The sequence below is a fragment of the Nitrosovibrio sp. Nv6 genome, assembly GCF_900110495.1.
In the GTDB taxonomy this organism is placed as follows: Bacteria; Pseudomonadota; Gammaproteobacteria; order Burkholderiales; family Nitrosomonadaceae; genus Nitrosospira.
The window spans coordinates 14,000-25,243 of the sequence record NZ_FODX01000005.1; the positions used below are offsets into that span (position 1 = coordinate 14,000).

Sequence of the window (11,244 nt, forward strand, 5' to 3'; positions counted from 1 at the left end):
GTTAACCGCCCACCTGTCTTACAACGAATGTCGTCAGGATCGGCAGTTTGGAAGCGGCCAAACGAAAGGCCTGCCGCGCCAGCACTTCATCAACACCGTCCATTTCATACAACATCTTGCCCGGCTGAATTTCTGCCACAAAGTACTCCGGATTTCCCTTGCCATTACCCATACGAACCTCAGCAGGTTTATGGGAAATCGGCTTATCAGGAAAAATACGGATCCAGATGCGACCACCGCGTTTTATGTGCCGAGTCATCGCGCGCCGCGCGGCTTCAATCTGCCGAGCCGTTAACCGGCCGCGGCCAACCGCCTTGAGCCCATACTCGCCAAAACTGACTTTGGCGCCACGGGTGGCAACACCCTTGTTACGCCCTTTTTGCTGTTTGCGGTACTTCGTTCTAGCTGGTTGCTGCATCTTTCACTCCTGGCTTTACTGTCTTTCTGGTTGCAGACTTGACGGAAGTGTCCTCAGCCGTGATGTCAGGTTTCCTCGTTTTCGCTTCGGTTCTGGCATCAGTTCTTCCGGCAGGTTTTCTGGCTGGACGCCTGCCTTCAGGCTCACCCGTGGGGGCCGGGACTTGCGTTGCTGACCCTGCTGCCCCTGCCTGCTCACTCCGACCTATTACTTCGCCCTTGAATACCCATACTTTAATTCCGATCACGCCATACGTGGTCTTGGCTTCGGAAACACCGTAATCAAGATCCGCACGCAAGGTATGAAGCGGTACACGGCCTTCCCGGTACCACTCGGTACGAGCGATTTCGATGCCATTCAACCGCCCGGCGCTCATGATTTTGATACCCTGGGCGCCAAGACGCATAGCGTTCTGCATCGCGCGCTTCATGGCACGGCGAAACATGATACGTTTTTCCAGCTGCTGCGCAATGTTGTCCGCAATCAATTGCGCATCGATTTCGGGTTTTCGGATTTCCTCGATATTGACATGTACCGGCACTCCCATGAGCTTTTGCAGCACGCCTCGCAGAACCTCTATGTCTTCACCTTTCTTGCCGATTACCACGCCGGGCCGGGAGCTGTAAATGGTGATGCGCGCATTCTTGGAGGGCCGTTCAATAATCACGCGACCGACAGATGCATGCGCCAACTTCTTTTTCAGATATTCCCGAACCTTGATATCCTCGTTCAACATTCCAGGAAAGTTTTTTCCGTTGGCATACCATTTCGATGACCAGTTCTTCAGTACAGAAAGCCGAAAACCTGTCGGATTTATTTTTTGTCCCATAATGCCTGGTACGTCCTTATTTTTTGTTGCCAGCTTTGTCGCCGACAGTAAGAAGAATATGACAAGTCGGCTTTACGATACGATTGCCCCGCCCTTTGGCACGCGCGCTGGTACGCATCATTGAAGGTCCACGATCCACATAAATCGTGGATACCTTCAATTCATCTATGTCCGCCCCATCATTATGTTCAGCATTCGCAATTGCCGATTCAAGCAGCTTACGAATGATGACGGCGCCCTTTTTCGGACTGAACGCAAGCAGGTTAAGCGCCCGGTCCACTGGCAGCCCACGAATCTGGTCCGCCACGAGGCGCCCCTTTTGCTCGGATAATCTGACGCCACGTAATACAGCAGTTGTTTGCATAATTGAGTGTTCCTATTTCCTCGATCCCGTCGTAGCTTTCCTGTCGCCGGAATGACCCTTGAAAGTACGGGTGTGTGAGAATTCTCCAAGCTTATGTCCAACCATGTTCTCGGTAACATACACTGGAATATGCTGCTTGCCATTGTGCACTGCGATAGTCAAACCAATGAAATCCGGTAGAACGGTCGAGCGCCGGGACCAGGTTTTGATCGGACGCTTGTCGTTCGTTGCCCGCGCGGTCTCTACCTTCGCTATCAGGTGCAAGTCAACAAATGGGCCTTTTTTTACGGAACGTGCCATGACTCCTTATCCTTTACTTGAATAACGACGCCGTACGATCATACCGTCGGTACGTTTATTGGCGCGAGTACGGTAACCTTTCGCGGGTGTGCCCCAGGGGCTGACGGGATGACGCCCCGCAGCGGTTTTGCCTTCGCCACCACCATGAGGATGGTCTACAGGATTCATCACCACACCGCGTACCGTTGGGCGTATTCCGCGCCACCTCTGTGCACCTGCTTTACCAATCGATCGGAGATTATGTTCCTCGTTTCCGACCTCGCCCAAGGTGGCTCGGCAATTCACGTGTACTTTTCGAATCTCGCCCGAACGCAGGCGTAGCTGAGCATAGTCCCCCTCCCGCGCAAGGAGCTGAACGGATGTGCCAGCTGAACGAGCCAGTTGGGCGCCTTTGCCAGGCATCATTTCCACGCAGTGGATGGTGCTGCCCACCGGAATATTGCGTAACGGTAGCGCGTTGCCATTCTTGATGGGAGCATCCACTCCACTCATCAACTGCATGCCGGCAACAACACCGCTCGGTGCGATAATATAACGGCGCTCGCCATCAGCATAACAAAGTAGCGCCAGATTCGCGCTGCGGTTTGGATCATATTCCAGCCGCTCAACCCTGGCAACGATACCGTCCTTGTTACGGCGAAAATCCACAATACGATAATGTTGCTTGTGGCCGCCTCCCATATGACGTGTAGTAATCTGGCCTTTATTGTTGCGCCCGGCGGTATGATTTTGCTTCTCCAACAGCCTGGCATAGGGCTCGCCTTTGTACAAACCCGAATTAACGACCTTGACTACTGCGCGACGGCCCGGAGAGGTTGGCTTGACTTTAACCAGTGCCATTACTTGACTTCTCCTTGAGCAATTTCAGAAAAATTTATTTCCTGGCCAGCCTTGATGCTGACATAAGCTTTCTTCCAATTGCTGCGACGTCCCATGAAACGGCCAAAGCGTTTTTCCTTTCCCTTGACGTTCGCCACCTGCACGCTCTCGACCTCGATATTTTGCGCCTTCCACATCAGCTCAACAGCTGCTTTGATCTCGGGCTTCGTAGCGTCCTGCACCACTCGGAAGATAACGTGGTTATGCTTTTCAGCTACATATGTCGCCTTTTCCGATACTTGAGGCGACAATATCACTTGCATCAGACGTTCCGGGTTGAATGTTTGCGCACTCATGCAAGCAGCTCCTCCATTTTGGTCAACGCGCCGCGAGTTATCAGCACATTGGCAAAGCGCATAAGGCTGACCGGATCCGCGTGACCGGCTTCCACTATCTTTACGAGAGGCAGGTTGCGCGACGAAAAATAGAGATTCTCATCGATGCTATCAGTAATAATCATGACCTCATCCAATCCCATATCCTTCAATTTACTTGCCAGTGCCTTGGTCTTCGGCGCATCCACGGAAAAATTTTCCACCACTGACATCCGGTTTTCCCGGACCAACTGGGACAAGATAGCGCCGATACCGGCTCGATACATCTTGCGATTGACCTTGTGACTAAAATTCTCCGCCGGACTATTAGGAAAAATCTTGCCGCCGCCCCGCCATATTGGACTGGAGGCCATTCCGGCGCGTGCACGACCAGTACCTTTTTGCCGCCAAGGCTTGCGAGTGGATTTGGAGACATCCGAGCGTCCCTTTTGAGCGCGATTTGCGCTACGAGCATTGGCAAGATAAGCCGTCACCACCTGATGCACCAGGGCTTCGTTGTACTCGCGGCCAAAAAGGGAATCAGGAACAGAAACGCTCGCAGCTGACTGGCCGTTATTATCGATGAGTTTAAGTTCCATCAGGCACCCGCCTTTTTGCCTGATTTCGCAGCCGCTTTGGCATCAACCTTAACGGCGGGCTTCGCGCCGATCCTGCTGATCTTCAGGCTAGGATGCACTACCACGTCTCCACCTTTTGATCCCGGAATCGCGCCCTTGATGAGCAATAACCCGCGCTCGGCGTCAATCCGCAGCACTTCCAGATTCTGAGTAGTACGCTGTACGCTTCCGAGATGCCCCGACATGCGTTTTCCAGGAAATACACGGCCTGGATCCTGTGCCATTCCAATCGAACCCGGAACATTGTGTGATCTTGAATTACCGTGACTGGCACGGTTGGAGGAAAAGCCGTGACGCTTGATTACACCGCTATAACCCTTCCCGATGGAAACACCGGTCACATCCACTTTCTGTCCCGGCTGGAATATCTCCAATCCTATCACTGCGCCCGGCTTGAGGCTATCGATTACCTCCGGGGTGACGCGGAACTCCTTGAGCACATGGCCCGCCTCCACCGCAGCCTTGGCGAAATGCCCTGCCGAAGGTTTATTAACGCGAATGGCGCGACGTTTTCCGAAAGTAACCTGAATGGCGGAATAGCCGTCTGTGGCTGGCGTCTTGATTTGTGTAACACGATTGTTAGACACGTCAAGCACCGTGACTGGATGGCTATCGCCATCGTCGGTGAAAATACGAGTCATGCCAACCTTGCGGCCGACGAGCCCTAAACTCATTTTAATTACCCTTTTTAAAAGGTGCCGATTGCAATTGATCGGCAAAATTTACATTCATCTTGAATCAGAAGTCCACGTTATTCGCTGGGGGAACGATTAACCGAAGACTTGACTTCAAAAACTCATAGCTTTATTTCGACATCCACTCCGGCAGGCAGATCCAACTTCATCAGGGCATCAACCGTCTTATCGGTAGGGTCCATGATATCCATCAGCCGCAGATGGGTTCGAATTTCGAATTGGTCGCGCGAAGTCTTGTTGACGTGAGGAGACCGAAGCACGTCGAAGCGCTCGATACGGGTCGGCAGCGGCACGGGCCCCTTGACCACGGCACCCGTCCGTTTGGCGGTTTCAACAATCTCCATCGCTGATTTGTCTATCAATCGATAATCAAACGCTTTCAGACGAATACGAATTTTCTGGCTTTGCATAATCAAACCTCAGGTTGAGGATTCGGATTCCGAATTGACGATTCGATGCTGCTTGGCATTAAATCTTAAATCCTATCCTTGATCCTGTTATTACTCGATAATCTTTGCCACCACGCCTGCGCCGACGGTTCTGCCGCCCTCGCGGATGGCAAAACGCAGACCTTCTTCCATCGCAATCGGCGCAATGAGGTTTACCGTCACAGAGACGTTGTCCCCCGGCATCACCATCTCGGTCCCCGCCGGCAGTTCAATCGCGCCCGTGACGTCGGTGGTACGGAAGTAGAACTGGGGACGGTAGCCCTGGAAAAAGGGTGTATGACGTCCCCCTTCTTCTTTGCCCAGCACGTAAATCTCGGCGGCAAACTTGGTATGCGGGGTGATGCTGCCCGGCTTGGACAGAACCTGGCCTCGTTCGACTTCTTCGCGTTTGGTGCCGCGCAGCAATACGCCCACGTTGTCTCCGGCCTGTCCCTGATCCAGCAGTTTCCTGAACATTTCCACACCCGTACAGACCGTCTTGATTGTAGGCTTCAAGCCTACTATCTCGATTTCTTCGCCCACTTTGACAATGCCCCGTTCCACCCGGCCGGTTACGACCGTACCGCGCCCGGATATGGAGAAGACGTCTTCCACCGGCATCAGAAAGGTGCCGTCTATGGCACGCACCGGTTCCGGTATGTAGCTGTCCAGCGCATCCGCCAGCTTGTAGATGGAGGGCTCGCCTATGTCGCTCTGGTCGCCTTCCAGCGCCTTAAGGGCAGAACCGATGACAATGGGGGTGTCATCCCCTGGAAAGTTGTATTTGGAGAGCAGTTCGCGCACTTCCATTTCCACCAGTTCCAGCAGTTCGGCGTCATCCACCATGTCCGCTTTGTTCATGTAGACGATGATGTAGGGCACGCCTACCTGGCGTGCCAGCAGTATGTGTTCGCGCGTCTGCGGCATCGGCCCGTCAGCAGACGAAACCACCAGTATCGCGCCGTCCATCTGCGCTGCCCCGGTTATCATGTTCTTGACGTAGTCTGCGTGACCCGGACAGTCTACGTGCGCATAGTGCCGGCTCGTCGTCTCATATTCAACGTGCGATGTGTTGATGGTGATGCCCCGCGCTTTCTCTTCCGGCGCAGAGTCAATCTGGGCGTAACTCTTCGCCTCCCCTCCAAACTTCTTCGCCAGCACCATCGTGATCGCCGCCGTCAATGTGGTCTTGCCATGATCCACATGTCCTATCGTCCCTACGTTCACGTGCGGCTTCGTCCGCTCAAATTTGCTCTTTGCCATGATGATTCCTTTTACTTGATAACGGTTATTTCTTATTAATAATCGCTTCAGCTACGTTTTTTGGTGCTTCGGAATAATGCTTGAATTCCATGGTGTAAGTCGCGCGGCCTTGAGTCGCCGACCGCAGCGAAGTCGAGTAGCCGAACATCTCCGCCAACGGAACCTCAGCGCGTATTACCTTGAGGCCGGGCAAATCGTCCATGCCTTGAATCATGCCGCGCCGGGACGATAAATCGCCTACCACATTACCCATGAAATCAGCCGGCGTTTCTACCTCCACTGCCATCATGGGCTCCAATAGCACCGGACTGGCCTTGCGCATGCCATCCTTGAAGGCAATCGAGGCAGCCATCTTGAAGGCATTTTCATTGGAATCGACATCATGATAAGAGCCATCGAACAGCGTAACCTTGACATCTACTACCGGGAAGCCTGCCAGTACGCCATTTGGAAGGGTCTCTTGCAGACCTTTTTCCACCGCAGGGATATATTCGCGCGGAACGGTTCCGCCCTTGATTGCATCAATGAACTCGAAACCTTTACCCGCCTCATGTGGTTCCATCTTTAGCCAGACATGACCATATTGACCACGCCCGCCGGACTGCTTGATAAATTTGCCCTCGATCTCCACCTGTTTCTTGATAGCTTCACGATAAGCTACCTGCGGAGCGCCGACATTGGCTTCCACGCCAAACTCCCGCCTCATCCGATCAACAATAATCTCGAGATGCAGCTCCCCCATGCCGGAAATGATAGTCTGTCCGGATTCCTCGTCGGTACGCACCCGGAAAGATGGGTCTTCCTGGGCCAGGCGATTCAACGCAATGCCCATTTTTTCCTGGTCCACCTTGGTTTTCGGCTCTACCGCAACGTGAATCACCGGCTCCGGAAATATCATCCGCTCCAGCGTGATGACTTCGCTGGGATCGCATAGCGTATCGCCGGTAACCGCTTCCTTCAAACCTACCGCCGCCGCTATGTCTCCAGCACGGACTTCCTTGATTTCCTCGCGTTGGTTGGCATGCATTTGCAGCAATCTGCCAATTCGCTCCTTTCGTCCTTTAATCGGGTTGTAGATCGTATCGCCTGAAGCCACCACTCCGGAGTAAACACGAAAAAAGATCAATTGGCCAACATAGGGATCAGTCGCTATCTTGAATGCCAAACCGGCGAACGGCTCTTCGTCCTTTGCATGACGCTCCGCGTGTTCGCCATTTTCTTTCTCTCCATTGATGGATTCGATATCCACGGGCGAAGGCAAGTAGTCCAGCACGGCATCCAGCATGGCTTGCACACCCTTGTTCTTGAAAGCCGAGCCGCAAAGCATGGGTACGATCTCGTTGCTGATAGTGCGGATGCGCAGCCCCTGTTTAATATCCTCTGCGGACAGATCTCCTTCTTCAAGGTATCTGTTCATCAACTCTTCATTTGCCTCGGCGGCGGTTTCCACCATTTTTTCACGCCACTCCCTGGCCTTTTCAAGTAAGTCGGCGGGAATATCACGCTCCTCAAACCGCATTCCCTGGCTGGCGTCATCCCAGTAGATGGCCTTCATCTTGACGAGATCGACCACGCCCTCGAATTTATCTTCTGCGCCGATCGGCAATTGCACGGGTATCGGCTGAGCTTTCAGACGGGATTGTATCTGCTCGTAAACGCGCATGAAATTGGCGCCCGCGCGGTCCATTTTATTGACAAAAGCCAGACGCGGAACTTTATACTTGTTGGCCTGGCGCCAAACCGTTTCGGTCTGGGGCTGTACTCCGCCAACCGCGCAGAATACGGTGCAAGCTCCATCGAGAACGCGCAAGGACCGCTCTACTTCAATAGTGAAGTCAACGTGACCAGGCGTGTCGATAATGTTGATACGATGATCGGGATAATTATGGTCCATCCCTTTCCAGAAGCAAGTGGTAGCGGCGGAAGTGATGGTGATGCCACGCTCCTGCTCTTGCTCCATCCAATCCATGGTAGCTGCACCATCGTGTACTTCGCCAAGCTTATGCGACACGCCGGTATAAAACAGTATGCGTTCCGTGGTCGTAGTTTTGCCGGCGTCGATATGCGCCATTACGCCGATATTCCGGTAACGCTCTATGGGTGTTTTTCTTGCCACAATCATTAAACCTTAAAATTTTAACAGTCGGGGGGCTAAACACCCGAACGACTAAAGAAATGGTATTCTGGAAACAGCTCAGTCAGGAACCTGCGTTGCCACAGTCCATGTGCCGTTAAAACCGGTAATGTGCAAACGCCTTATTGGCTTCCGCCATGCGATGAACTTCTTCCCGCTTCTTGACCGCGCCGCCGCGGCCCTCGGCCGCTTCCGCCAACTCGCCGGCCAAACGGGCGCCCATGGATTTTTCAGCACGCTTACGGGCAGCGTCGCGCAGCCAACGCATTGCGAGCGCATTACGACGAATGGACCGTACCTCTACCGGGACCTGGTAGTTGGCCCCGCCAACACGACGGCTTTTTACTTCCACCATCGGGCGAACGTTGGATAGCGCCTGCGTAAATACGTCCACCGGGTCTTTGCCCGTTTTCTTCTGAATTTGATCCATCGCGCCGTAAATGATTCGCTCCGCCACCGATTTCTTGCCCCGCGTCATCAGTACATTGACGAACTTCGCCACCTCGGTATTATGGTACTTTGGATCCGGCAAAATCTCGCGTTTTGGAACTTCTCTCCGTCTTGGCATTTTCTGACCTTGGCGTAATTATTGGGCGTAAGTGAAAAAGGTTTCAGTTTGATTTCTTCGGCATCAGACGATCATCAGGCGATCAAGCGGCGTTTAAGCCGATTTCGGCCTCTTGGCGCCGTATTTGGAGCGACTCTGCTTGCGATCCTTTACGCCAGCGGTATCCAGACTGCCTCGCACCGTGTGATAGCGAACGCCAGGCAAGTCTTTAACACGGCCACCACGAATCAGGACTACCGAGTGCTCCTGCAGATTATGTCCCTCGCCACCAATATAACTGGATACTTCAAAACCATTCGTCAGACGAACCCGTGCGACCTTGCGTAAAGCCGAGTTGGGTTTTTTCGGCGTAGTGGTATAGACCCGGGTACATACTCCCCGCTTTTGGGGACTGTTTCCCAACGCCGGAACCTTACTCTTCACACGTCGTGCCGCACGAGGCTTACGTACTAACTGACTGATTGTCGGCATTTTATTTCCTAAAAAAACGGGGAATGGCGATATCGCTCCCCGCTGTCGCTATTAATTTTATGATTTCGGCTACGCCAGAGGGTTTTAACCAGGGGCGGCTAAAAAACAGCGAATTCTATGGGGTTTATCATGCCCTGTCAAGTTAAAGTCACTCTTGAACTCCTGTCGAACTCCTGTCCAAAAAGGCCCAAAATCGTCCGCTTCAAACTGATTTCCCTGGCATTTTCCCGGACTGCCTGACTTACTGACAAAGGGCGGCTACAGAAGGATCACTAGCGAAACATTTTTTTGTAATGAAACCACGACAGCACGATAGGAATTAAAACAGCCAACAATCGAACCCGCACGGGTAACTACGGTAGCTACCAAAATAGCGGTATCCGCCTATCCGACCAGGATCTTTTGGCAACGCAGCGCGGCTATCTCAAATATCCCGCAGCACTAGTCGGGTAGACCCGGGCACCTGCTTTCAGTTTTTTGAATTGCGTGAAACTGCCCGGATCAGTCGGCATTCAACGTCAGACAGAGGCAGCGCGGGTCTCCCGTCGCTTGGCGGTGAGTGCATGATTGCCCAACTTCTTCAATACTTCCCAAGCGGGACCGGGAAACTTGTGCAACTTTACCAGCACGTCCTCAAGCGCTTCCAGGAACCAATCCACATCGGTTTCGCTGATATTAAGAGGTGGGAGGATTTTCACAATAGGCATGGCGTGGCCCGCGACCTGCGTAAGGATATGATGATCATCCAGAAGCGGGAGAACAATTGCCTGAGCGAAAAGGTTTTCATCCATCTTGTTGACCATAGCCCAGGCCGCTCTGAGAGACATCGAATCCGGCTGGCCAAACTCAATGGCGATCATAAGGCCACGCTGACGCACCCCCTTCAAAAACTCGAAGCGCGGCACCATCGCCTCGATACCGTTTCGAAAGCGCGCACCAAGCTCGATGGCTCGTTCCATAAGCTTCTCGTCATCCAGGACACTTAGTGAAGCCAGACCTGCCGCCATCGCCATATTACCCATACCGAAAGTCGAGGCGTGGACAATCGCACGGTGCATGCTGTCGTAAACGCTGTCATAAACCGCACGGCGCGTAATGGTTGCGCCTACCGGAATGTAACCTCCGGAAAGGGCTTTCGAGAGACAGATGATGTCGGGTCGCAGGTCCTCAATCCAGTGGCTGGCCAGGAAACGTCCCGTCCGTCCCATGCCTGATTGAACTTCGTCGCAGATCATTAGCGTACCGTATTTCCGGCACAGATCCTGCGCGCCCAGCAGGTACTCGTTACTTGCAATATTAACGCCTTTACCCTGGATTGGCTCAAAGACGAAGGCAGCGACATCACCTACGGCAAGACGCGCCTCAAGACCGACGAGGTCGCCAAGCTTCACCTCCGAACTGCCCGGAAGCATTGGCTCGAAACCTCTTCGGAAACTTGCTTCTCCATTCAGGGACAAGGCGCCCATCGTGAGGCCATGGAAAGCTTTCGCAAGATGAGCGGTACAGGGCCGTCCGGTATAGCCACGGGCAAATTTGATGGCTGCCTCAATGGCTTCTGTTCCCGAGTTGCTGAAGTAAACAGTGTCCAGACCGGTCGACATGCGCCCTACCAATTCACGAGCCAGTACGGCAGCAAGCGGGGGGGCATCGAAACCCACCCATCCCGGAAAATCGGAGTCCAGCACCTGTTGTAATGCTTGGCGGATGGCGGGATGGCGGCGGCCAAAATTGAAGACCCCCCAGTTGGTCAGGAAATCCAGATAGCGTGTACCCGCCTCGTCCCAGAGATAAGGACCCTCGCCCCTTACCCAGGTGCGATTGAAACCAAGGGTCCTCAATACCTTGACAAATACCGGATTTACATGATCTTCGTATAGCTCGAAGTTTTTGCCACGGGTCTCGGCAATTATGGCGTTGATATCAATTGGCATAATTTTATCGCT

Annotated in this window: 14 protein-coding genes; all 14 read right to left on the reverse strand. The window is 53.2% G+C overall.

Features of this window, described 5'->3' with window-relative positions; genetic code table 11:
- Nucleotide 1: 1 nt before the first annotated feature.
- The 14 genes from rplP to BMX66_RS11105 all read right to left on the reverse strand — a co-directional run bounded on the left by rplP (nucleotide 2) and on the right by BMX66_RS11105 (nucleotide 11,232).
- Nucleotides 2-418 (reverse strand): 50S ribosomal protein L16, encoded by a 417-nt coding sequence (gene rplP, locus BMX66_RS11040; protein ID WP_090882151.1) that lies wholly within the window; start codon nucleotides 416-418, stop codon nucleotides 2-4.
- On the reverse strand, nucleotides 402-1,247 hold the full coding sequence (rpsC, locus tag BMX66_RS11045) for a 30S ribosomal protein S3 (RefSeq protein WP_090882153.1): 846 nt from the start codon (nucleotides 1,245-1,247) through the stop codon (nucleotides 402-404). The genes rplP and rpsC overlap by 17 nt, the downstream gene beginning before the upstream one ends.
- Nucleotides 1,248-1,263: 16 nt before the next feature.
- Complete coding sequence (gene rplV, locus BMX66_RS11050) at nucleotides 1,264-1,611, reverse strand: 50S ribosomal protein L22 (protein ID WP_025042203.1); 348 nt, start codon at nucleotides 1,609-1,611, stop codon at nucleotides 1,264-1,266.
- Nucleotides 1,612-1,623: 12 nt separating this feature from the next.
- On the reverse strand, nucleotides 1,624-1,911 hold the full coding sequence (rpsS, locus tag BMX66_RS11055) for a 30S ribosomal protein S19 (protein ID WP_090882155.1): 288 nt from the start codon (nucleotides 1,909-1,911) through the stop codon (nucleotides 1,624-1,626).
- 6 nt (nucleotides 1,912-1,917) lie between these two features.
- Nucleotides 1,918-2,751, reverse strand: a complete 834-nt coding sequence (gene rplB, locus BMX66_RS11060) for a 50S ribosomal protein L2 (protein ID WP_090882157.1) — start codon at nucleotides 2,749-2,751, stop codon at nucleotides 1,918-1,920.
- Nucleotides 2,751-3,086: a 50S ribosomal protein L23 gene (gene rplW / locus BMX66_RS11065; protein ID WP_090882160.1), complete on the reverse strand. Its 336-nt coding sequence runs from the start codon at nucleotides 3,084-3,086 to the stop codon at nucleotides 2,751-2,753. Before rplW ends, rplB begins: the two co-directional genes overlap by 1 nt.
- The gene (rplD, locus tag BMX66_RS11070) at nucleotides 3,083-3,703 is read right to left on the reverse strand and encodes a 50S ribosomal protein L4 (RefSeq protein ID WP_090882162.1); all 621 of its coding nucleotides are present in this window, start codon (nucleotides 3,701-3,703) and stop codon (nucleotides 3,083-3,085) included. The genes rplW and rplD overlap by 4 nt, the downstream gene beginning before the upstream one ends.
- Nucleotides 3,703-4,416, reverse strand: coding sequence for a 50S ribosomal protein L3 (rplC, locus tag BMX66_RS11075; RefSeq protein ID WP_090882164.1), 714 nt, complete (start codon nucleotides 4,414-4,416; stop codon nucleotides 3,703-3,705). The genes rplD and rplC overlap by 1 nt, the downstream gene beginning before the upstream one ends.
- Before the next feature lie 122 nt (nucleotides 4,417-4,538).
- Nucleotides 4,539-4,847, reverse strand: coding sequence for a 30S ribosomal protein S10 (gene rpsJ, locus BMX66_RS11080; RefSeq protein WP_004180980.1), 309 nt, complete (start codon nucleotides 4,845-4,847; stop codon nucleotides 4,539-4,541).
- Nucleotides 4,848-4,937: 90 nt separating this feature from the next.
- Entirely contained in the window at nucleotides 4,938-6,128 is a 1,191-nt protein-coding gene (tuf, locus tag BMX66_RS11085) for an elongation factor Tu (protein ID WP_090882166.1), read from the reverse strand.
- A gap of 25 nt (nucleotides 6,129-6,153) precedes the next feature.
- Nucleotides 6,154-8,244, reverse strand: a complete 2,091-nt coding sequence (gene fusA / locus BMX66_RS11090) for an elongation factor G (protein WP_090882421.1) — start codon at nucleotides 8,242-8,244, stop codon at nucleotides 6,154-6,156.
- A gap of 115 nt (nucleotides 8,245-8,359) precedes the next feature.
- Nucleotides 8,360-8,830 carry a 30S ribosomal protein S7 gene (gene rpsG, locus BMX66_RS11095; protein ID WP_090882168.1) on the reverse strand — a complete coding sequence of 157 codons (471 nt, stop codon included), beginning with the start codon at nucleotides 8,828-8,830 and terminating at the stop codon, nucleotides 8,360-8,362.
- Between the two features lie 93 nt (nucleotides 8,831-8,923).
- Complete coding sequence (rpsL, locus tag BMX66_RS11100; protein ID WP_090882170.1) at nucleotides 8,924-9,301, reverse strand: 30S ribosomal protein S12; 378 nt, start codon at nucleotides 9,299-9,301, stop codon at nucleotides 8,924-8,926.
- 518 nt (nucleotides 9,302-9,819) lie between these two features.
- On the reverse strand, nucleotides 9,820-11,232 hold the full coding sequence (locus BMX66_RS11105; protein ID WP_090882172.1) for an aspartate aminotransferase family protein: 1,413 nt from the start codon (nucleotides 11,230-11,232) through the stop codon (nucleotides 9,820-9,822).
- Between the last annotated feature and the right edge of the window lie 12 nt (nucleotides 11,233-11,244).

Coding starts and splice junctions, on each gene's coding strand:
- rplP (WP_090882151.1), bottom strand. CDS start 418: ATGCAGCAACCAGCTAGAACGAAGTACCGCAAACAGCAAAAAGGGCGT.
- rpsC (WP_090882153.1), bottom strand. CDS start 1,247: ATGGGACAAAAAATAAATCCGACAGGTTTTCGGCTTTCTGTACTGAAG.
- rplV (WP_025042203.1), bottom strand. CDS start 1,611: ATGCAAACAACTGCTGTATTACGTGGCGTCAGATTATCCGAGCAAAAG.
- rpsS (WP_090882155.1), bottom strand. CDS start 1,911: ATGGCACGTTCCGTAAAAAAAGGCCCATTTGTTGACTTGCACCTGATA.
- rplB (WP_090882157.1), bottom strand. CDS start 2,751: ATGGCACTGGTTAAAGTCAAGCCAACCTCTCCGGGCCGTCGCGCAGTA.
- rplW (WP_090882160.1), bottom strand. CDS start 3,086: ATGAGTGCGCAAACATTCAACCCGGAACGTCTGATGCAAGTGATATTG.
- rplD (WP_090882162.1), bottom strand. CDS start 3,703: ATGGAACTTAAACTCATCGATAATAACGGCCAGTCAGCTGCGAGCGTT.
- rplC (WP_090882164.1), bottom strand. CDS start 4,416: ATGAGTTTAGGGCTCGTCGGCCGCAAGGTTGGCATGACTCGTATTTTC.
- rpsJ (WP_004180980.1), bottom strand. CDS start 4,847: ATGCAAAGCCAGAAAATTCGTATTCGTCTGAAAGCGTTTGATTATCGA.
- tuf (WP_090882166.1), bottom strand. CDS start 6,128: ATGGCAAAGAGCAAATTTGAGCGGACGAAGCCGCACGTGAACGTAGGG.
- rpsG (WP_090882168.1), bottom strand. CDS start 8,830: ATGCCAAGACGGAGAGAAGTTCCAAAACGCGAGATTTTGCCGGATCCA.
- rpsL (WP_090882170.1), bottom strand. CDS start 9,301: ATGCCGACAATCAGTCAGTTAGTACGTAAGCCTCGTGCGGCACGACGT.
- BMX66_RS11105 (WP_090882172.1), bottom strand. CDS start 11,232: ATGCCAATTGATATCAACGCCATAATTGCCGAGACCCGTGGCAAAAAC.